At 51.4% G+C, this 20924-nt stretch carries 16 protein-coding genes; 10 read left to right on the top strand and 6 right to left on the bottom strand.

All coding sequences use genetic code 11. The features are described 5' to 3' along the window. Positions 1–26: 26 nt before the first annotated feature. Positions 27–1367: an amino acid permease gene (locus tag TX85_RS19415; RefSeq protein ID WP_044481399.1), complete on the top strand. Its 1341-nt coding sequence runs from the start codon at positions 27–29 to the stop codon at positions 1365–1367. 71 nt (positions 1368–1438) lie between these two features. On the opposite strand, the gene TX85_RS19410 is transcribed toward TX85_RS19415, so the two are convergent. Genes TX85_RS19410 through TX85_RS19395 form a run of 4 tightly spaced genes read right to left on the bottom strand, consistent with a single transcriptional unit; the run spans position 1439 to position 5394 of the window. Next, positions 1439–2242: an ABC transporter ATP-binding protein gene (locus tag TX85_RS19410; protein ID WP_044481679.1), complete on the bottom strand. Its 804-nt coding sequence runs from the start codon at positions 2240–2242 to the stop codon at positions 1439–1441. After that, positions 2242–3273, bottom strand: coding sequence for a FecCD family ABC transporter permease (locus TX85_RS19405; RefSeq protein WP_044481398.1), 1032 nt, complete (start codon positions 3271–3273; stop codon positions 2242–2244). The genes TX85_RS19410 and TX85_RS19405 overlap by 1 nt, the downstream gene beginning before the upstream one ends. Next, the gene (locus tag TX85_RS19400; RefSeq protein ID WP_044481396.1) at positions 3270–4310 is read right to left on the bottom strand and encodes a FecCD family ABC transporter permease; all 1041 of its coding nucleotides are present in this window, start codon (positions 4308–4310) and stop codon (positions 3270–3272) included. Before TX85_RS19400 ends, TX85_RS19405 begins: the two co-directional genes overlap by 4 nt. After that, positions 4303–5394, bottom strand: a complete 1092-nt coding sequence (locus tag TX85_RS19395) for an iron-siderophore ABC transporter substrate-binding protein (protein ID WP_081671824.1) — start codon at positions 5392–5394, stop codon at positions 4303–4305. The genes TX85_RS19400 and TX85_RS19395 overlap by 8 nt, the downstream gene beginning before the upstream one ends. A gap of 233 nt (positions 5395–5627) precedes the next feature. On the opposite strand from TX85_RS19395, the gene TX85_RS19390 reads away from it, so the two are divergent. From TX85_RS19390 to TX85_RS19370, 5 genes are all read left to right on the top strand, one after another. After that, the gene (locus tag TX85_RS19390; RefSeq protein WP_044481395.1) at positions 5628–6266 is read left to right on the top strand and encodes a spore coat protein; all 639 of its coding nucleotides are present in this window, start codon (positions 5628–5630) and stop codon (positions 6264–6266) included. A gap of 180 nt (positions 6267–6446) precedes the next feature. Next, positions 6447–7862: an aspartate ammonia-lyase gene (gene aspA, locus TX85_RS19385; RefSeq protein WP_044481393.1), complete on the top strand. Its 1416-nt coding sequence runs from the start codon at positions 6447–6449 to the stop codon at positions 7860–7862. A 141-nt stretch (positions 7863–8003) separates the two neighbouring features. Beyond that, on the top strand, positions 8004–8345 hold the full coding sequence (locus TX85_RS19380; protein ID WP_044481391.1) for a DUF1801 domain-containing protein: 342 nt from the start codon (positions 8004–8006) through the stop codon (positions 8343–8345). 131 nt (positions 8346–8476) lie between these two features. Then, a complete protein-coding gene (locus tag TX85_RS19375) occupies positions 8477–10432 on the top strand; it encodes an elongation factor G (RefSeq protein ID WP_044481390.1) in 1956 nt (651 codons plus the stop codon). A gap of 173 nt (positions 10433–10605) precedes the next feature. Then, positions 10606–12309 (top strand): histidine kinase N-terminal 7TM domain-containing diguanylate cyclase, encoded by a 1704-nt coding sequence (locus TX85_RS19370; RefSeq protein WP_044481389.1) that lies wholly within the window; start codon positions 10606–10608, stop codon positions 12307–12309. 327 nt (positions 12310–12636) lie between these two features. Here the strand turns inward: TX85_RS19370 and TX85_RS19365 are convergent, their stop codons facing one another. Together TX85_RS19365 and TX85_RS19360 are read right to left on the bottom strand one after the other, a co-directional pair. Further along, positions 12637–13857, bottom strand: a complete 1221-nt coding sequence (locus TX85_RS19365) for an IS256 family transposase (RefSeq protein WP_044481388.1) — start codon at positions 13855–13857, stop codon at positions 12637–12639. Between the two features lie 386 nt (positions 13858–14243). Beyond that, positions 14244–14990, bottom strand: coding sequence for a glycoside hydrolase family 16 protein (locus tag TX85_RS19360; protein WP_049895085.1), 747 nt, complete (start codon positions 14988–14990; stop codon positions 14244–14246). Positions 14991–15139: 149 nt separating this feature from the next. On the opposite strand from TX85_RS19360, the gene TX85_RS19355 reads away from it, so the two are divergent. The 4 genes from TX85_RS19355 (at position 15140) to TX85_RS25475 (ending at position 20921) form a co-directional block, all read left to right on the top strand. Beyond that, positions 15140–16060, top strand: coding sequence for an ABC transporter permease (locus tag TX85_RS19355; RefSeq protein ID WP_044481386.1), 921 nt, complete (start codon positions 15140–15142; stop codon positions 16058–16060). An 18-nt stretch (positions 16061–16078) separates the two neighbouring features. Then, entirely contained in the window at positions 16079–16963 is an 885-nt protein-coding gene (locus tag TX85_RS19350; protein WP_044481385.1) for a carbohydrate ABC transporter permease, read from the top strand. A 332-nt stretch (positions 16964–17295) separates the two neighbouring features. Next, the gene (locus TX85_RS19345; protein ID WP_044481384.1) at positions 17296–18960 is read left to right on the top strand and encodes an extracellular solute-binding protein; all 1665 of its coding nucleotides are present in this window, start codon (positions 17296–17298) and stop codon (positions 18958–18960) included. A 122-nt stretch (positions 18961–19082) separates the two neighbouring features. Continuing rightward, positions 19083–20921, top strand: coding sequence for a sensor histidine kinase (locus TX85_RS25475; protein WP_049895084.1), 1839 nt, complete (start codon positions 19083–19085; stop codon positions 20919–20921). The last annotated feature ends 3 nt before the right edge of the window (positions 20922–20924 follow it).

Here is a 20924-nt window from a genome sequence, read left to right as displayed (position 1 = left end):
AAACAATCTTAAGGGGGAGCTTAGTTATGGCACAGCAGGAATTAAAACGGGAGTTAGAGAACCGCCATGTACAACTCATTGCTATTGGCGGGACGATTGGAACAGGATTGTTCCTGGGGTCCGGGAAGGCCATTCAACAGGCCGGTCCGTCCATCGTCCTTACGTATCTTATTGTGGGGATCGCGGTATTCTTTGTGATGAGAGCGTTGGGAGAGCTGTTGCTGTCGAAGGCAGGCTACCAGTCGTTTACCGATATAGCTCAGGACTACCTGGGAGAACGGGTGGCCTTTATCACCGGCTGGACCTATTGGTTCTGCTGGATCATGACCGCGATGGCCGACGTCATTGCCGTAGGCATTTACGTGAAATATTGGTTCGATATCCCGCAATGGGTGCCGGAGTTGATCTGTCTGATCGTGCTGCTCGGACTGAACTTGTTAACGGTCAAAAATTTCGGGGAGCTGGAGTTCTGGTTTGCCCTGATTAAAGTCATTACCATCCTTGCCCTGATCGGACTGGGCATCGTGCTGCTGGTCATCGGGTTCAAGACCGAGGCGGGAGCCGTGTCTGTAACGAATCTATGGAACCATGGAGGCATCTTCCCGAATGGGGTTGTCGGATTCCTCTTATCCTTCCAGATGGTCGTCTTTGCATTCGTCGGCGTGGAGCTGGTAGGGGTATCTGCGGCGGAAACCTCCAATCCGGAGAAAAATATCCCGTCCGCCATCAACAAAATTCCGATGCGGATCTTGTTCTTCTATGTGGGAGCGATTCTAGCCTTGCTGTGCATCAATCCCTGGACCCAGCTTACCGCAGGGGAGAGCCCGTTCGTGCGCACCTTCGCCCTGGTCGGGGTTCCGGTTGCTGCCGGGATCATTAACTTCGTCGTGCTGACCTCGGCGGCTTCTGCCTGCAATAGCGGGATGTTCTCGACCAGCCGGATTCTCTACAATTTGGGGAACAAGAATCAGGCGCCGAAGTCCTTTGGCAAGCTGAACAAGAATCACGTGCCGCGCAACGGCCTGCTTATCTCGACGCTCATTCTGTCGGGAGGAGCGCTCTTAAGCAAGCTTATCCCGGAGCAAGCCTTTGGCGTAGTGACGACCATCAGTGCGATTTGCTTCATTTGGGTGTGGGGTGTGGTGCTCATCAGCCATATCCGGTACAAAAAGAAACAGCCTCAGCTTCATGCGGCCTCGAAATTTAAGGCGCCGTGGACACCGTTCATCAACTATGCGGTCCTCGTTCTGTTCGCCATGATTCTTATTATTATGCTGATCGCTGACGAGACGCGTCCGGCCTTGCTGCTTACGCCGTTATGGTTTGTGCTGCTGCTTGCGCTCTCCTATATCAAACGAGCCCGATAAAACGGGAAAACCCGGTATCAGAGTGAAGATCAAAATCTCCCTGACACCGGGTTTTCTATATTCAAGCCCCTCTACCGGATGGCGTGATGCCTTCCCCTTGGAACCACCATAGGCGAACCGCACAGCGGGTCTTGAATGACAGTGCAATTCAGACCGAAGATATCTTTGACCATTGTGCTCGTAATGACCTCTGAAGGCGTTCCTTCCGCGACCAGCTTTCCTTCATGCATCGCAAAGATATGGTCCGCGTACCGCGCCGACAGATTGATATCATGAAGCACCATCATGATCGTCGTGCCGTGCTTGCGGTTTAAATCGGTGAGCAGATCAAGAATCTCGACCTGATAGGTAATATCTAAGAAGGTCGTCGGTTCGTCCAGGAACAGGATATCTGTCTGTTGCGCCAGTGCCATCGCGATCCAGACGCGTTGTCTCTGGCCGCCGGACAGCTCATCGATATCATGGTTGGCGAACTCGGTGATATTCATAATTTCCATCGCTTCGGCGACGGCCTCGTAATCCTTTTTGGACCATCCGCTAAACATGGATTGATGCGGGAATCTTCCGCGTCCGACCAGGTCTGCGACGGAGATGCCCTCTGGGACAATCGGAGACTGCGGGAGCATCCCGATGATACGAGCCAGCTTCTTCGGCGGAATCTTGCTGATTGGCTTGCCGTCGACAGTAACCTGGCCGGAGATCGGCTTGATCAGCCTTGCCAGCGTCTTGAGCAGCGTCGATTTGCCGCAGCCGTTCGCTCCGATGATGACACTGATTTTGTTGCTGGGGATCACAAGATCGATCCCGTGGATGACCGTCTTATGGTCATAGCCGGCAACCAGTTGCTCGGCTTGAAACAGATGTGTGGCTGTCATCATAACTCTCCCTTCCGATTCATTTGGATGAGCAGGAAGATCAGGTAAGGCGCTCCGAGCAATCCTGTAATAATCCCGACAGGATATCTGACCTCGAAGAGGAATTGCCCGATCAGATCCGCGCCCAGAACCAGATTAGCGCCAACAAGGCCGGCTGGCACCACATTGGAATGCCCGGCCCCGACTAATCGGGTTGCGATCGGTCCTGCAAGGAAGGAGACGAAGGCAATCGGTCCGGTCGTTGCGGTAGCGATAGCAACCATGGCGACAGCGCTGACAATCAGCACGATTCTTGTCTTGTCCGTATTCAGGCCAAGCGATGAAGCGGATTGCTCTCCGAGCTCCAGCAAGCTCAGATGCTTGCTGAGGGCAATCAGAATCGGTGCGAGCACGATTACCGTGATCAAGAGCGGAGGCAGCTCCTTCATTTGGGAGCCGTTCAGGCTGCCCGTAAGCCATCTGAGAGCAGTAGGGATATCTTGCTGTGCACTGATCAGGATCAGATAGGACACCACGGCATCCAGCATAGCCTGCATCCCGATACCGATCAGAATCAGCCGTCCAATGGAGAAGGATCTTCCCCGGGACAACAAATACATAATAAGGACCGTAATCAATCCGGCCACCACGGACGCGACCGATACTACGGCATTGGTGGAATGCAGAATGGTGATACAAAAGACAGCAGCCGCACTGGAACCGGACGTAATCCCGATAATGTTCGGATTCGCAAGCGGGTTGCGCAGCATGGTCTGGAAGACGATCCCGGCCATTCCGAAGGCCATGCCGGAGAACAATCCGGCCAGCATTCTCGGCAAGCGGATCGTATTGACGGCGAAGGACACGCCCTTGACCTGCTCTCCGAACAGGGCCCGGACAATCTCCTTGACCGGATAGATGGTATTCCCTAAGAGGAGCATGGCGCAGCAGAGCAGCACGGCCAGCAAGGCAAGGCTGCATGTGACAAGGACCCAGCGGCGACGGCGTTGACGCCGGCCTGACATAATGAATGCTATCGTATCATTTCTCATAATGAACGCACTTTCGATCTAATCGCTAGGAATATTAGAAGCGGAGCTCCTACAAAGGCTGTAACCACACCGACCTCCAGCTCGCCCGGGCTGCCGAGCAGTCTGCCTAAAATGTCCGATATCGTAAGGATTATCGCGCCTGAAAGGGCGGACATCGGGATGACAACACGCAGATCCGGTCCCAGTACCAGTCGCATGACATGCGTCGCCAGCAATCCGATAAAGCCAATCGGACCAGCTAAGGCTGTAACAGCGCCGCATAGAATCACGCCGGCCAGCGCCGAGATCAGCCGCAGCACACCCGTACGCACGCCCATCCCTGTCGCCACATCATCCCCCAGCGCAAGCGCATTCAGCGCCGGGGCTGTTAGGATCGCCGTGACCACGCCGATGACCAGGAACGGAGCAAGCGTCAGCACGACGCTCCAGCTGCCTGAGCCGACACTGCCCACTTGCCAGAAGCGAAATTGATCCATGACATAGGAGCGCGGAATCAGGATGGCAGAGACAACAGAAGACAGGGCAGCACTAGTGGCTGCACCTGCCAAAACAAGCTTAATGGGCGTGGCGCCGCCACGTCCCATTGAGCCGATACCGAAGACAAACACAGCCGTTATTGCAGCCCCGATCAGCGCCAGCCAAATATATTGGTGAGCGGCACTGATGTTCAGGAAGGCAATTCCGCTGACGACGAACACCGACGCGCCCGTATTGACGCCCAGAATACTGGGATCCGCAATCGGGTTACGGGTGACGGACTGCATCAACGAGCCGGATACCCCGAGTGCCGCTCCACAGCATAAGGCGAATACAGTACGGGCAACCCGCTTACGGACGATATTCGCGCCGTAGGACTCGGCATCCGGGTGGAAGAGGCCGTCAAGTAATTCTTGAAGCCTCACCACCCGGGAGCCTAGCACCAGAGAGGCTATCGCGCAGAGCACAAGCAGCGCCAGGCAGACGAATAGCACTCTCTTGAAGTTCTTCGGTACAGATGAAATTAATTTTTGCTCTGAAATATCTGAAAAATTATTCATTTACTTTGTCAGCGGCTGCTCCAATAAGCTTCAAATATTCATCAATCGTGTAGGCAATCGAAAGCGGGTTTGGTGTTCCGGCAGCAACCAGCGGCGTATCACTGTCAATAAAGGCTACAGAGCCTCTTTGAATGGCAGGGATTTTGCCAAGCAGGGAATCTGCTTGCAGCGCCTTCAGCAGTTCATCATTGCCATAGCCAACGATCAGGTCCGCATCGTTCAAGGCTTCTGCATTTTCAGCACTCAGCTTCAAGGAATAGCTTGTAGGGTCGGTAATTTGGGAGGTGATGCTCTCCGGATATTCCAGACCCAGCTCATACAAGAAGGAGACGCGGGAATCGATTGGTGTGTAAATATGTAGCTGAGACATATCCTGGGCAGAGAAGTTCACCCATACCACCTTTTTACCGCTGATTTGAGGGTATGCACTTAATTTATCAGCTACCAGGTTCTCAGTATCCTTAATCAACTGCTCGCCTTCCGCCTTCATTCCTGCACCTTCGGCATTCAGCAGCACTTGCTCCCGCCAGGTCGTCGTCCAAGGAGATGTCGGGTAAGCAACTACCGGAGCGATTTCACTCAGAAGATCATAGTCTTCCTGGGTGATACCGGAGTATGCAGCCAGAATCACGTCTGGATTCGCATCGGAGATCGCTTCGAAATCAAGTCCGTCCGTATCCTGAAAGACGTTTGGATCGGTTACGCCAAGCTCTTGCAATTTTTCAGCTGTCCAAGGGAGAAGTCCGCTGTCATCCTGTACCCCGAAATTTGCAGCGGAGAAGCCTACAGGCACAACGCCCATCGCGAGAAGGACGTCATGATTGGCCCATTGGATAGTGACAATACGTTCAGGCTTGCTTTCAATTATAGTTTCGCCAAGCGCATGCTTGATGACAATCGGATATGCTCCGTCAGATTCTTGAGCAGCAGGTTCATCTGTTGCTGGAGTCTGTGTGTTCTCCGCGTTATTTTGCGCCGCAGGCGTAGTTGAATTGTTGGTCTGACTAGAGCATCCGACCAATGCCACTACAAGGATAAGGGCAAAGATCAGGGTGAATAATGAGGTTTTGCGATGTGTTCTCATAATCATTTCCTTTCCAGAGTGATGAAATTGATAATCGTTCTCAATCATTTTAGCGTCTATGTGTTAAAGTGTCAAAGGAATTCTTTCGCGGGTACTCTCTAAGAGATCTACGCGTTCGGCCCTGCGAATTTTGGACAAATTCGCAATCTATTGAGCTGCATGTATAGTTTGGAACGGGCTGTACAAACTAGGTCGGGATGTATAATCAACCAATTTTGAAGGAGGCCATTCACATGCAATCCCAACAGCCCCAAAATCACCAGAACCTTCATACAGGTACAGTTCCGCCGCAATTGAATCACGGTGGACATGAAATGTTCGACGTTCATGAGGTTCTGGCAGGTGCAATCAACACGATAAATACCTACACCATGTTAAGCGGACACGTTAAGGATCCCGAGCTTCGCGACATTCTGCAGCGGCAGAAGCAATTCATGGCAACGGAGTATAACACTACGCTGGAGTGCTTCAAGACAGGACAAGATCCGGCTGTACCGACGCAAAGCTACAGCATGAAGCAGGGGAACGATTTTACTTACGGGATGAAGCCAAGCCAGCCGCAGAAGCCGATACAATCGGTCGCGGAAATTAACGACGGAACGATTGCCTTAAATATGCTGAATGCTGTGAAAAGCGGGGCTATGATCAAGACAAGCGCGGCGATGGAAGCGACTAACCCGGTTGTTCGACGCGTGCTGGCCGACTCGCTTCCGAATTGCATCGAGATGGCTTATGAAATCTCGCTTTATCAGAATAAGCATGGCTATTATCAAGTGCCGCAACTGGCAGAGCAGGATATGCAGCTCATGCAGAACAGTTACGCCCCTTGCCCGACCCAGCCGCAAATGCCGGGAACGCAAGGGCTTCATTAAAGCCTGCCGCAGCGCTTCCTCTTGAGGAGGCGCCTTTTTTTGTCATGGGGACAAAATACATAGGTGTTGATTTACAAGGGGATTTTTGTGGTCGATTGGGAATTTGGAGGTATCGCGGTTTTAAAAGGTTAAAATATAATATATAATGAAAGCGATTTCAGTTCGAGGAGGAGTTGCGGAATGGGTGCCATGCGGATCGAACAGGACTTTCTAGGCTCGAAAGAGATTCCCGGCCATGCATATTACGGAATTCAGACGCTCAGGGCCGTTGAAAATTTCCAGGTTACCGGTTATCGAATTCATGAAGAACTGATCAGGGTGTTTGCGATGGTCAAGAAGGCGGCTGCGCTGGCGAATATGGAGACGAAGCGTCTTGACCCGGTCATTGGCGAGCCCATCGTTCAAGCAGCGGAGGAGCTTATTCAAGGGAAGTGGCAGGATCAGATCATCGTCGACCCGATCCAGGGCGGAGCGGGAACCTCCATGAACATGAACGTAAACGAGGTTATTGCCAATCGGGCGATTGAACTGATGGGAGGGGAGAAGGGCAACTATGCTCTTTGCAGTCCCAATACCCACGTTAACATGTCGCAATCCACCAATGATGCCTTTCCAACTGCGATTCATATTGCCGTCTTGAAGCAGCTGGAGAAGCTGCTCACCGTGATGGAGGATATGCACAATGTGATTCACCGGAAGGGACAGGAGTTCAGTCACGTCATCAAAATGGGAAGAACTCATCTGCAGGATGCCGTGCCGATTCGGCTTGGACAAGAATTCGAAGCATACAGCCGAGTCGTGGCAAGAGACATGAAGCGGATCATGCAGTCTCGCATGCATTTATATGAGTTGAATATAGGGGCTACCGCCGTAGGGACCGGATTGAATGCCGATCTGCGGTATATGACCTCTGTGGTTCAGCAGCTTAAGGCTTTAAGCGGCTTACCGCTGAAACAGGCCGAGCACCTGGTGGACGCCACGCAAAATACGGACGCATATACCGAGGTATCCGCCGCGCTCAAAGTCAGCATGATCAACATGTCCAAGATCGCCAATGACCTGCGCCTGATGGCTTCCGGTCCGAGAGCGGGACTTGGCGAGATCACATTGCCCGCCCGTCAGCCCGGCTCCTCGATCATGCCCGGTAAGGTGAATCCGGTCATGCCGGAGATGATTAACCAGATTGCCTTTCAGGTCATCGGCAATGACCATACCATCTGTCTGGCGTCTGAGGCGGGACAGCTGGAGCTCAATGTAATGGAGCCCGTCCTTGTATTTAACCTGCTGCAATCCATCAGTATGATGATCCAGGGCTTTCGTTCATTTACAAATTATTGTCTCAAGGGCATCGAGGCTAATGAAGACAAGCTGCGGGAGTATGTTGAGCAGAGCGTAGGGATTATGACAGCGGTCAATCCGTATATCGGATATGAGACCGCCGCAAGGATCGCCCAAGAGGCCATCGCCACCGGAGCCTCGATCCGCGATCTCTGCCTGAAATATAACGTGTTGACCAGTGAACAGCTGGACTTGATTCTGGACCCGTTCGAGATGACGCATCCCGGCATAGCCGGAGCGGATATATTGAAGAAATGATGGGAATATCAAGCGGCGGATTGGGGTGATGCTTCTAATGCGTCTAACACTTTGGTTCGCGGTATCATTTCCAAGTCGAAATTAAAGGAAAAAGGATATGAAGCGTTTAAAATATAACGAAAATATAAGGAGATGTATAGGATGAATCAAGAAGTCATCGAATTTATTGATGCGGTGAAGGAACCTTGGCAACAGCAATTGTGCACATTGCTCAGAGAGATTGTTATTTCGGCCATTCCCGATGTCCAGGAGCGAATCCAATATAAGAAGCCCCATTTTCTAAAGAACGGAAAGTATGCGGCGGTTATTTCCACATCAAAGGATGCCGTCAGCTTCACCCTATTTAATACGGCGAATATGACTCTGCCGGAAGGCTTCGAAGGCCCGCCGGAGCGTAAAACACTCAAACTGAAGACGGGCCAGGAAGCGGATCGGGATCTCCTGTCCTCGCTGGTGAGTCGAGCTGCATCAGAGCTCGGCTAATCGAGGAGGGGAGAGGATGTCAGGCACACTTTTAACTGCGACTTTATAAGGATGTACCCGCATTACTTATGATAGACTAGGACTGTTCTTTAAATTTTGCAGAAGCTTACGAAAGCGGGATAACGGAACAGATGAAACGACTAACGATAGGCTTGTTTGCCCATGTGGATGCAGGAAAGACAACTTTTGCGGAGCAGCTGCTCTATCATACGAACAGTATCCGGTCACGGGGGCGGGTGGATCATCAGGATGCTTATCTGGACAGCCATGAGATTGAGCGGGCGAGGGGCATTACGGTGTTCGCCGATCAGGCGATTATGGAATATAAAGGCGATAAATACCATTTGATCGATACGCCGGGACACGTCGACTTCTCTCCGGAGATGGAACGGGCGCTGCAAATTATCGATTATGCGATTGTGATTGTCAGTGCGGTGGAGGGGGTTCAGGGCCATACGGAGACTGTGTGGCAACTGCTGCGCAAGCATGACATCCCGACCTTCTTCTTCATCAATAAGGCTGACCGGGTCGGGGCAGATATCTCGCAGGTGGAGGAGGATATCCGCCAGCAGCTTACAGGGGACATCGGCAGTCTCACGGACGGCATCGCGGATGGCAGGGTCGCTGAGCCGCTGAGAGAGAGGATGGCGGAGCGGGACGAGTCAATGTTAGAAGCTTTTCTGGAGGGAAGAGACGATCCTGATTTTTGGCTTGAAGGCTTACGGAGAATGATCCGAGATGGCCTTCTGTTTCCGTATGCCTGCGGTTCAGCGCTCCAGGATTCAGGGATTGTGGAGTTCCTTGAGCAGCTTCATTTGCTTACGGTTGCCGAATACGACGGGGACGCTCCCTTCGGAGGCCGAATCTACAAGATCAAGCACGATGAGTCCGGCGTACGGCAGACGTTCATCAAGGCGGTAAGCGGTCGGCTGCGGGTTCGTGACCTGCTGGCCTATGCGAGCGGTGAACAGCAATATGAAGAGAAGGTTACTCGCATGCTGTGGGTGAACGGAGCTAGAACCCAGGCGGTAGAACAGGCGGAGGCCGGCGATTTATTTGCCGTTCTTGGCCTGTCTGCGGCCGAGGTCGGGCAAGGACTGGGACAGCTTGAAGATAAGCTGGTATACGATGCGGAGCCGACCCTGCAGGCGAAGGTGGAATTCCCTGCCTCGCTTCACGTCCAGCAGGTGCTGGGAGCATTCCGCCTCTTGAATGCGGAGGACCCTTCATTAAATGTTGTCTGGAACGAGAGTCTGCAGGAGATTCATCTTCGCGTGATGGGCTTGATTCAACTCGAAGTGCTGGAGCAGCTTGTGAAGGAACGTTTCGGGTTTGCCGTCACGTTCGGCCAGCCGGAAATTCTGTACAAGGAGACGATTCAGTCTTCAGTTACAGGGTATGGCCATTTTGAGCCGCTCAGGCATTATGCAGAGGTGCATTTGTTGCTGGAGCCCGGAGAGAGGGGCAGCGGTCTCGAGTTCACCAGCGTGTGTCATCCGGACGATCTAGGCTACAGTTACCAGAATCTGATCCAGACCCATCTGTATGAACGGGAGCATCACGGACTGCTGACCGGCATGCCGGTGACAGATTTGAAGATTACGCTTCTCCGGGGCGCTGCGCACAAGGAGCATACCCATGGCGGCGACTTTCGCGAGGCAACGTTTCGCGCACTGCGCCAAGGATTGGAGAAGGCAGAGAATGTGCTGCTGGAACCGTATTATGATTTCAAAATCAAGGTAAGCATCGACGAAATGGGCAGGGTACTCTCCGATATCCAGCGGGCAGCAGGTGTCTTTGAACCGCCTCAAACATCAGGCAGTCAAGCGGTCATCACCGGCAGGGTACCCGTCTCCACCTTCATGAGCTACAGCACGGAATTCGCTTCATTTACACATGGGCGGGGCAGCATCCGCTGTGTGTTTGGCGGCTATGACCGGTGCCATAATTCGGAGGAAGTGATCGAACGGCTGGGCTACCGGAAGGAGGCCGACCCGCTATATACCTCCTCCTCGATTTTCTGTGCCAAAGGGGCGGGCTATTCCGTGCCCTGGGCGGAGGCAGAAGCCAAGATGCACCTTTTGTAAAGCAGGGCAACTTTTGGGATTTTATGGGCATAAAGGCTCCATATTTTTGTGAATAGCAGAATAAAATGGGTTTTTATGACTACTCACACTTGTTTCTCTGTGATAAGATGTGATTAATTTTACAGTTTTAGCAGTGGTAGTCGCCTTTCTGGAATCAAAAAAGGAGTTTAAATATGAGCCCTAAAGGATGGTTTGACCTCGCTCTATTCATCCTGCTGTTCGTGCTGTTCATCTATGTCTTTATTTCCGTCCGAGTTACGAGCTTACATAAGGTGTACTTCTTGTTTCATAGCTTGATGATGCTGTGGCCGTTCAGTCAGTTTGCCATGAACTGGACGGAAAACCCCGATCTGCAGCGGCTGTTCGTCACGATATCCTTCGTTGCCATATCCTTGGTGGGGGGAGGGTGGTTCCTGCTTACCTTCTTCCTGACACGAACGGAAGCGCAATTAAGCCAGTCCCAGACCGTCATGATCCTGGCCCCGGCCGTTATTGCAGCCGCAGGCGTGGTTCTGAATATCGGCGGCGATTTTGCGCTCCCGGTCGAGGGAGACTACGTCCATCGGACGTATGGTCTCTGGTTCTGGGTTGTCACTGTAGTGCTGTTAAGCTACTTTTTTGCCGCCCTCTTGAACTTGTTTCGGGCAATACGCTCCCCTCATACATCGCCAGAGGTCAGAAAACAGGTCAAGATCACCCTTTGGGGAATCTATGTCCTAACCGGATTTGCGTGTCTGGATAGCTTTCTGAACGTTGTGCTCGACAAATGGCTTCCAATTATCCCTGGATTGACTTCCTTAGGGATTTTTCTGTCCTGCCTATTTTTTGTTTATGTTATTAAGAAGCTTAATGTGTTTGACCTCGTATCGATCGCCCAAGAGGATATCATCAATAGGATTCCTTACGGCATCCTGGTGCTGGATGAACAAGGGTTGATCATGAAGGTCAACAAGGCCTTATCCTTGACTCGGGATCTTCGGGTTGGGGCTCGCTTTGAGCTGGCCTCCTTTCTGGAGACGGTAAAGGTGACTGGAGATGTTGAGACATTTTTGGAGCAGTACAAGCAGAAGGAATACCAGTCCTTCCGGATCGAGATCGAAGTGGAGAGCCGGACAGAACGTCATTTTATCCTCCAGGTTTCACCGATCTTGGACAGCTATCAGTCGTTCTTCGGATCGTTACTGACCTTCCAGGACGTCACGCAAGAGCGCTTCCTGGTGCATGAGCTGAATCGGCAGAATGAAATGCTTCAGGAACGCAATCAATCGCTGGATCATATTCGTTCCGCGCTGTCCGAGGCCAATCGAAAGCTGGAGGAGCTGGTCTTGACCGACAGCTTGACGGACTGTTATAACCGGCGGTATTTGACACAGCAGCTAACACATGAGGTAAGCACCAACACCCGGTATCGAATCCCCTTCTCGCTGATTCTGTTCGATATTGATCATTTCAAGACCGTGAATGACCGCTACGGGCATGTCATTGGAGACGAGGTACTCTTACGGACATCGCAAGTCGTCAAGCAGGCGATTCGCAGCACAGACATTCTGGCCCGATATGGCGGAGAGGAGTTCATGATCTATCTCCCGCATACCGAGCAGCAGCTGGCTTTGCAGTTGGCAGAACGGGTAAGGCTGTCAGTAGAGCTGAATCAGGTGCCTGTGGAGCTGGGACAAGCGTTGGAGGAGGTCTCGGTCACCATCAGTATGGGTGTTGTTGCAATCGATGTTTTTAGCGAGGAGGATCCGGCCGAGAGTCCGGAGGAGTATCTGGTTCAGCTTTTCTCCGCCGTAGATAAAGCTCTGTATCAGGCCAAGGAGAAGGGACGCAATCGGGTCGAGCTCGGACAATACGTCAACGTTGCGCCCTTGATATAGCTGATCCGATGATAGGGCATGATTGTCGGGAGGCTGTCTACCTGGCCTCCCGACAATTATGGACCAGGCTGTTTTATCAACACTTATTTAGCTCGATAGGAGCTAGTATCGTCGCAAGAGCTCCGCGATTGGCAATTTTAGTGCCATTATGCACTAAAATCGTCGCAAGAGCTCCGCGCTCGGAAATTTAGTGCCATTGTGCACTAAAATCCGTCGCAAGAGCTCCACGGTTGGCAATTTTAGTGCCATTGTGCACTAAAATCGTCGCAAGAGCTCCACGGTTGGGTCAAGTCCATTATTGTGTGTAAAATCCTCGTCAGAGATTGTCTAGCCGATCCGAACTACTTTTGAATCTCCTTTTTTCCTGTTCTTGCGCCATTCTAGAAACTCAGTCATTTCGAGATACTTTTTGCCCATAGACCACTTTTCATCTTGTTCCATTAGCAACGCCCCAAGAAGACGGAGCACCGACTCACGGTTTGGAAATATACGAATAACACGCTCTCTGCGCCGAATTTCGGCGTTTAAACGTTCTACCGCATTGGTTGTACGAGTACGCTTTCTATACTCAGGAGGAAGCACTAAAACGGCTGTAGCATCGTCAAATCCAGCCTCCAAGATCTCCATGGCTTTGGAGGCTTTTTCTTGAAACAAATCTACTGTCTGGGCAAGCAAGGTGCGTGCAGTTTGTGGATCAGCTGCCTCAAAGATGGAGCGTACATGAGCTTTAACTTCGCTCCTTAGAGGCTTCGGGGTAGCGTCTAAGATATTGCGCATAAAGTGTGTTTGGCATCGTTGCCAGGTAATCCCCTGTAGGTGCTGCCCAATGGCTTTTACAAGGCCCCCATGGCTGTCACTGGTGATGATCTCAACACCGCGTAGCCCACGATGCTTGAGTTGGGTAAAGAATTCACCCCAGCTTGCTTCTGATTCCGTGTCACCAACCATCATGCCAATAATTTCTCGGTAACCTTCCAGGTTGATCCCTGTGGCGATCATAACGCCTCTTGAGCGAACCCGGCCATCTTCGCGCACCTTGGTGTAGAGTGCATCTACGATGACAAATGGGTACTCCTCCTTCAAAGGTCGATGATTCCAAGCGGTAACGATAGGATCCAACTGCTTGCACAGATCACTCACGGTCGACTTAGAAAACTCAGCACCGCATAATTCCTCTGTCACCTGGGTGATCTTACGAGTGGATACACCATTGATGACCATCTCCATCAGTGCAAGCACAAGAGCTTGTTCACTTCGTTGATAGCGAGAAAAGAGCTCCGTGGAAAACTTACCGTCTCTGAAACGTGGCACATAAAGCGTCAGATTACCTACGCGAGTGGTCAGGGTATGTGGATAAGTTCCATTGCGGTAACCAAGCCGTCCCTCCGTTCTCTCATACTTTTCTGCTGCTAATTGATCCGATGCTTGTGCCTTCAATACTTGATTTAATACAGATTCCAACAAAGCGGATACCCCCGCATCCTGTGAACTACCTAAAAACAACTGATGCAAAAGCTTGGAATCTAGGTTAATCTGGTATTGAGTCATATCAAAATCCCCTCCAAAGAATGTTGTCTCCGACAACCTCATTCTAAACGAGGATTTTGACTATGGCTCCTTTTATTTTTGAAGCCTAGCTTTTTACACAATTATATGGACTCTACTCACGGTTGGCAATTTTAGTGCCATTGTGCACTAAAATCCGTCGCAAGGGCTCCACGGTTGGCAATTTTAGTGCCATTGTGCACTAAAATCCGCCACAAAGGCCCCGCGCCTTGCAATTTTAGTGCTTATCAGCACTAATTCTCACACGCACTTGCCGCACCTCCCCGCATCGCACGGTGCAGCTCAATACAAGAGGGCGTCCCTGATCATCTGCTTCGATGATTTCGAGACACCCTCTTGTACATTCCCTTACTATTGGTGCACCCAGATTATTGGTACACCCAAATCCCGGAGATCGTCATCACGGCAGGCAGTGCTTCCTCATCCACCGGAACAGGATCGTAAAAGCCGCCTACAGCCAGATTAAGCAGAAGATAGAACGGCACGTCGAACGGCGTGACTCCCGGCTCCATGCGGCGCTCTGCAAAGCAGTGGCCGTCTGCCAGCCAGCGAATCGATTCTTCACTCCATTCCAGCGTATAATCATGAAATTCCTGAATTGTGCCAGACTCCAGCTGATGGGAGAACTCGTCCGTAACCTTATGGTCCCAATCCGATCCAAAATGAAGCGTTCCGAATACCTGCTGCGGCAGCCGGCCTTTGGCCTCGATCATATCGATCTCCCCGGAGGCCGGCCAGTTGCCGTATTTCTTGTCTTGCGGCAGCAGCCAGATCGCCGGCCACATGCCTTGTCCTATCGGGAGTCTGGCACGCACGACCAGCTTCCCATAGCAGAAGGAGAAGATATCCCGAGTATCGATGCGGGCAGAGGTGTAGGCGAATTTACGCCCATCCACCGTCTCGACGGCTTCACGTCTTGCACACAAATTCAAGCCCTCTTCATTCAGATACAAATTTCCGGGATTCCCCGTATAAAATTGCTGTTCCCCGTTTCCCCAGCCCGGGAAGATCGCATTGCCCTGGTCATCCAGCAGATCATTGCCCAGACGAACATTCCATGAGTCCAGGCCGGCACTGCTATGTAAATAGTCCTGATGCCAGATCAGCTTATCCATCCTTATGTACACTCCCTTCTTCATACTCCCAGCATAGCGGATTTACATGCCCGGTCAAACGAATCCAAAAAAATGGGATAGGGTCAAAAATCCTGGCCTTTTTTTCCTATGCGCATTTTCTTACGATGATAGAGAAGGAGGCACAGCCTATGAATTCAGAGAAAAATGGACTCGTCAAAAGCTTTCTGCGGCAGTGGCAATTACAAAGCATGGTCATTCCGGGCATCGTCTGGATGTTCATCTTCTGCTATATTCCAATGATCTGGCTGATCATTGCTTTTATGGACTATAACATTGCGAAACCGTTGCTGGAATCGCCCTTTGTGGGGTTGAAGCATTTTCATGACTTTGCTACCGATGACCGCTTTTGGCGTTCTATTCGCAACACGCTCGGGATGAGCTCGATCAAGCTGGTGCTCGGATTTCCGATTCCGATTTTATTCGCTTTGTTACTCAACGAAATACGCAGCCTGCGTTTCAAGCGCACGGTGCAGACGATCTCGTATCTGCCGCACTTTATTGCCTGGACGATCTTCGGCGGCATCATGCTGAACTGGCTTGGTGAGGGCGGGGTAATCAATCAGTTAATGATGGGGCTGGGACTTCAGGATCGGGAGATTCTGTTCAACAGTGATGCGAAATACTTCTGGTGGATTACCTTCTTCTCCGACACGCTTAAGGAGACGGGGTGGAGCGCCATTATTTACATAGCTGCTATCTCCGGCATTGATCCCGGATTGTATGAAGCGGCGGAGCTGGATGGAGCCAACCGCTGGCAGCGGATGTGGCACATTACCGTACAGAGCATCCGGCCGACCATCGCGATTTTGTTCATTCTGGCCGTCAGCGGATTGCTTGGCAGTAACTTTGAGCAGATTTTTATGCTGAAAAACAACATGAACATGAAGATGGCGGAGAGCATCGACCTCTATATCTACAACATGGGCTTGGTATCCGGGCGCTACTCCTTCTCAACAGCCGCCTTGTTTGCCCGTTCGATTGTAGCGCTGGGGCTACTGTTCCTGGCGAACTTCTCATCCAAAAAATTAAATGGCGAGGGCATTTTCTAAGAAAGGGGGCAGATACCTATGGGCAAATACAGAGGCTTGAGACGCATCGGAATATTCGATATCTGCAATACCCTGCTTATGCTGGCGGTGTGCTTCGTTACGCTCTACCCGATGTACTTCGTATTTATTAACTCACTCAATGCACCGGAGCAAGCCATCCTGGGAACGGTCAACTGGTACCCGAAGGCCGTCTCGCTGGACAGCTACCGTGTCGTATTCGATGACGACAACCTGATGAACGGGTTCCTGATTACGACGCTCCGAACGGTGATCGGAACGGTTGTGCACGTGCTCTTTACCGCGATTGTAGCCTACGGGATGAGCAAGACCAACCTGATTGGCCGCAAAATTTATATGAAAATCGCACTGATCACGATGCTGTTCTCCGGCGGTCTCATTCCTACATTTATTTTGATGACCAAGCTGGGGCTGTATGATAACTTCCTTGTTTTCATCATCCCGGCCATGTATACCTTCTTCGATATGGTTATCTTTATGAGCTTCTTCCGCACCATCCCCGAAGGGCTGGAGGAATCGGCCAAGGTGGACGGGGCTTCCGATTACGGTGTTTTCTTCCGGATTGTTCTGCCGAACAGTATGGCGGTTATCGCCACAATTGCCCTGTTTGCAGCCGTCTATCACTGGAACGACTACTATCAAGGCGTCTTGTACATCCGGTCGCAGGATAAGCTTCCGCTCCAGACGATGCTGTACAAGATCATTGCAGAGAACTCGATGTCGTTCATGCAGCAGCAAGCCATGGCCCAGTTTGGTGCCAAGCTGCCGGGCAACTCGATCAAGTTCGCCTCTATGATGGTGGCTACGCTTCCGATCCTGGCCTTCTACCCCTTCATCCAGCGTTACCTGGTCAAGGGCGTCATGATTGGAGCTATTAAGGGGTAAGCCTCAGCCGTCTGATAGGGTATGCTCAAATCGTGCGCGCTCAACGCTCAAGAGATGACTTTTTGAACTACCTTACAGGCGGATGATTGAAATAATGCACCAGATTCTAAGCTGTATAAGTTGAACTAGAAAAATACACAGAAAGGGCATAAGTGTGAAGTGTGCTGAAGAAGCGTTAGCGTTCGCCTTTGTGAACGGATTTCTACTCTATGATGCTTAGTCCAGTCAAAGAAATCCGTGAACAACAGCGATCGTAAGAACACTTCACACGTTGCCTCCCGTGTACAATCTTTAGTTCAACTTATATAGATACAAGAAAGGATGATGAGGAAATGAAAGGCAATCTGAAGCAAAGCATGGCCATCATGATGGCTATGGTCCTCATGCTGGGCCTGGCGGCATGCGGCTCCGGCAGCAATAACAGCGCCAAATCGACGAACACCCCTGCAAACAATACACAGACGACGGATACACCGGCAGTCACGCTGAATCCGGATGAGCCAGCCTGGAAGCTGGATACCAGTCCGGTGGATCTGACCTGGTTCGTAGGCGCTTCCTGGTATGGACGCACTTGGGGAGAGAGCTTGAACTCTAAGTATATCTCGGAGAAGACCGGTGTAAACGTAAAGATTGAAGTACCCTCCGGTGAGGCAAATGAACAGGTTACTCTGATGATGACCTCCGGAAAGCTGCCGGACCTCATTAGCATGGGCTCTTGGGAAACCGCTGTCAAAAAGCTGTGGGAAGGCGACCATGTGTATGCGCTGAACGAGTTAGCCGATCAATATGATCCGTACTTCTACAAGGTAGCTGGTGACGGTACGCTTAAATGGTATAAGCAAGAGAATGGCAATACCTATGGCATTCCGAACGATTCCTACAGCCCGAATCTGATGCATGAGACGGGTATGACGGCAGCGAATCAGACCTTCCTGGTGCGTAAGGATTTGTACGAAGACATGGGCAGTCCGGATCTGACGACTCCGGAGGGCTTCCTGGGCGCACTGCAGCTCTTGAAGGATCAATATTCCGAGTACAAGGGACAGCCGATGAGTCCGTTCTTCGCACAAGGGAATGTGCCTTACGGGATGACGGAATATTTGCAGAACCTGCTTGCCGTACCGCATGAGAAAGACGGCAAAGTCTATGACCGTATTACAGACCCGGACTATGTCACTTGGCTGAAGACCTTCCGTACAGCTTACGAGCGCGGACTGATTAATGTAGATTTCCTTGTAGACTCCGATACGCAAGTGGAAGAGAAGACGAATAATGCCCGTTACTTCATGATGGTTCGTGAATGGACGGGAATGACGGCTGTCAACCCGATGCTGGCGGCCAGCGACAATCCGGATTCCTACTATATTGCTGTAGATGGCCCGCAGAACAGCAATGGAGATCCAGCCAAGCTGTTCCCTGGCAACATGGATGGCTGGATGGTTACGATGATCAGCAAATCCTGTGAGAACCCTGAGCGTGCAATTCGCTTCCTGACTTACCTTGCGAGCGAAGAAGGACAGAAGGACCTGTTCCTGGGCCAAGAAGGGGAGACTTGGGAGACCGTTGACGGCAAGCCGCAGCTCAAGGCGGAGATGCAGCAATTGCTTGAAACCGACATTGAGAAGCTGGAAAAAGAAATCGGCATTATGGATACGTACTGGATGATGCGCAACCCGGTTATCGTGAACCAATGGAGACCGGAGAAAGCACCTGTGATCAAGCAAATGGAGGACTTTGCGAATGCGCAAGCCGACATTGACGGCGGGATCTACAAGGGCCTTGACCCATTGGGCGACTCGGATGCAGCTGTATCCTTCGCTCGGATTTCGCAGAACTGGGAGGAAGTGCTGCCTGAGTTGATTACCGCGAAGGATGAGGCGGCCTTTGACAAGATTTTTGAGAACTTCCAAGCCCGTCGCGATAGCTACGGCTTCGAGCAGGTCATGGAATTCCGTCAGGCTGAGCTGGATGCGCGGAAAGCGAAGATGGCTGAATAAGAAATAGGATAGCAATACCGGGCTGCCGGTCACCTTATAGGTGACCGGTATCCCTGCTTTTCTTAATATCTGCCGGCCCGTTTGTAATATATGGTATATTACAAACGTAGGGAGGCAATGGGATGATGGTCTTGCTGAATAAGATGAGAAAGATTTACCGCAATTCCCGCATTACACAAAAGCTGTTCCTGGCCTTTAGCATCCTGATCGCGGTTCCTGCCATTATCGTCTCCTTTCTGTTCATCCGGATTCAGGAGAATCAGCTCTACAAGGATGCGATGGCGAACGGCAGCAGCCATGTGACCAAAATCAACGAAAAGCTGCGAAGTAAAATGAACATCATTGAAAACGCTTCCTCCACAGCGCTCACACAGAAGGCATTTATTGACTATATCCATTCCAATATGCGCTCGGATGGCTTGGGGCTTGTAAAATTCAGACAGAATCAATATGAACAAATGCATAATATCATTCAAAGCAACGAGATGATCAGTCAGCTAAGCTTCTATGTGGACAATCCGAATCTGCATGAGATTTGGCCGGAGATCTATCAGTATGACAGGTTCTCTCCGCAGGATTATTGGGAGACCCTTCGGGATGAGGGCGGGTCGGCATACCGGATCTTTGCGCTCCAGGATGGAGAGCATACGCTATCTTACTATCGATTGGTCCGGCTTCAGGGCGGGCAGCAAAAGCGGCCTACCATCATGGAGATTCGCACCTCGCACCGCGCATTTTTCAGCGATTTATTGGAAGAGACCGAGGGGGATTTCTTTTCCGTGGTGATGGAAGGAACAAGTCCCTCGCGTTATGTATATAATCCGCAGCATGCTTTCGCCCAGACAGCCGGAGAGAATCTGGATGATATCCTTGCCAGTGTTCACCGGTATCTGGACCCGCTTGATCAGGACAATCCGATCCAGGTCAAAGCCGGAGACCACCTCTATTACGCGGTATACCGCTATATCTCTCCGCTGGACGCCTATGTGGTGGATATCGCCTCTCATCAGGTGTTGATGGAGGGTCCGCGCAGCTGGTACGTGCTTGTCGTAACGATTACGCTATGCGTGCTGCTGCTTATGATGGTGCTGGTCTCGCAGATGACCCATCGCTTGTTCCGCCGATTGGACAGCGTGCTGTCGTCGATGAGGCAGGTGCGCAAGGGGCAGCTTGACGCGAAGATCGACACCGGTTTAGAAGCCGATGAGACCGGCGATGAGATTGATGAAGTCGCGGTGACCTACAACAAGATGCTGGATGAGATTCAGAGCCTGATGACTCAGGTGGTGGATAAGCAGTTGATTGCCAAGAACGCACAGCTTCATTCGCTTCATTCGCAGATCAACTCGCACTTTCTGTATAACGCACTGGAAGCGATCCGGATGAAGGCGGAGGTTCAGCAGCAGGCTTCGATTGCAGATGCGGTTGTATCGCTCGGAGCGCTGCTTCGCTACAGCATGAAGTGGAACGGGGATACCGTCGCGCTCCGGGAGGAGCTGGACAATATCCAGAGCTATGTTCAATTCATAAACTTCATGGAGGGCAGCAGCTTTGCTCTGACGGCGGAGTTCCCCCAAGAGGTGCTGCGGTATGCGATTCCTAAAATGTGCATGCAGCCGATCGTCGAGAATATCATTCATCATGCGGCGCCTCAGAGGAAGAATGTGCGCATTCAGATTACGGTATGGGTAGAACAGAATCATTTGCTATTTATTGAGATTTTTGACGACGGGATCGGTGTCGATCCGGAAACCTTGGATGCGCTGCAAGCGGCCTTGAAGGGGGATTCGGATACGCCGATTGTTGCCAGCAAGAACGGTTTGGGGCTGGAAAATGTTCATAAACGCTTGCAGCTTCACTATGGCAAGGGCTGCGGTCTTTGGATTGACAGCGTGCAGGGTTCCTATACCTGTGTCACGATCCGATTGCCATGGGAAAACGTGAATCTGGGGGGATGGTAGAGA

Source organism: Paenibacillus antibioticophila, from assembly GCF_000455265.1.
GTDB lineage: Bacteria > Bacillota > Bacilli > Paenibacillales > Paenibacillaceae > Fontibacillus > Fontibacillus antibioticophila.
The sequence above is the reverse complement of the archived record's forward strand: the minus strand, read 5'-3'. Positions and strand labels throughout refer to the sequence as shown.

What these genes read in the sequence shown, in the direction of transcription:
- TX85_RS19365 (WP_044481388.1), bottom strand. Translation starts at nt 13,857, where the DNA reads ATGACTCAATACCAGATTAACCTAGATTCCAAGCTTTTGCATCAGTTG.
- TX85_RS19415 (WP_044481399.1), top strand. Translation starts at nt 27, where the DNA reads ATGGCACAGCAGGAATTAAAACGGGAGTTAGAGAACCGCCATGTACAA.
- TX85_RS19375 (WP_044481390.1), top strand. Translation starts at nt 8,477, where the DNA reads ATGAAACGACTAACGATAGGCTTGTTTGCCCATGTGGATGCAGGAAAG.
- aspA (WP_044481393.1), top strand. Translation starts at nt 6,447, where the DNA reads ATGGGTGCCATGCGGATCGAACAGGACTTTCTAGGCTCGAAAGAGATT.
- TX85_RS19360 (WP_049895085.1), bottom strand. Translation starts at nt 14,990, where the DNA reads ATGGATAAGCTGATCTGGCATCAGGACTATTTACATAGCAGTGCCGGC.
- TX85_RS19395 (WP_081671824.1), bottom strand. Translation starts at nt 5,394, where the DNA reads ATGAGAACACATCGCAAAACCTCATTATTCACCCTGATCTTTGCCCTT.
- TX85_RS19355 (WP_044481386.1), top strand. Translation starts at nt 15,140, where the DNA reads ATGAATTCAGAGAAAAATGGACTCGTCAAAAGCTTTCTGCGGCAGTGG.
- TX85_RS19350 (WP_044481385.1), top strand. Translation starts at nt 16,079, where the DNA reads ATGGGCAAATACAGAGGCTTGAGACGCATCGGAATATTCGATATCTGC.
- TX85_RS19405 (WP_044481398.1), bottom strand. Translation starts at nt 3,273, where the DNA reads ATGAGAAATGATACGATAGCATTCATTATGTCAGGCCGGCGTCAACGC.
- TX85_RS19380 (WP_044481391.1), top strand. Translation starts at nt 8,004, where the DNA reads ATGAATCAAGAAGTCATCGAATTTATTGATGCGGTGAAGGAACCTTGG.
- TX85_RS25475 (WP_049895084.1), top strand. Translation starts at nt 19,083, where the DNA reads ATGATGGTCTTGCTGAATAAGATGAGAAAGATTTACCGCAATTCCCGC.
- TX85_RS19345 (WP_044481384.1), top strand. Translation starts at nt 17,296, where the DNA reads ATGAAAGGCAATCTGAAGCAAAGCATGGCCATCATGATGGCTATGGTC.
- TX85_RS19370 (WP_044481389.1), top strand. Translation starts at nt 10,606, where the DNA reads ATGAGCCCTAAAGGATGGTTTGACCTCGCTCTATTCATCCTGCTGTTC.
- TX85_RS19400 (WP_044481396.1), bottom strand. Translation starts at nt 4,310, where the DNA reads ATGAATAATTTTTCAGATATTTCAGAGCAAAAATTAATTTCATCTGTA.
- TX85_RS19390 (WP_044481395.1), top strand. Translation starts at nt 5,628, where the DNA reads ATGCAATCCCAACAGCCCCAAAATCACCAGAACCTTCATACAGGTACA.
- TX85_RS19410 (WP_044481679.1), bottom strand. Translation starts at nt 2,242, where the DNA reads ATGACAGCCACACATCTGTTTCAAGCCGAGCAACTGGTTGCCGGCTAT.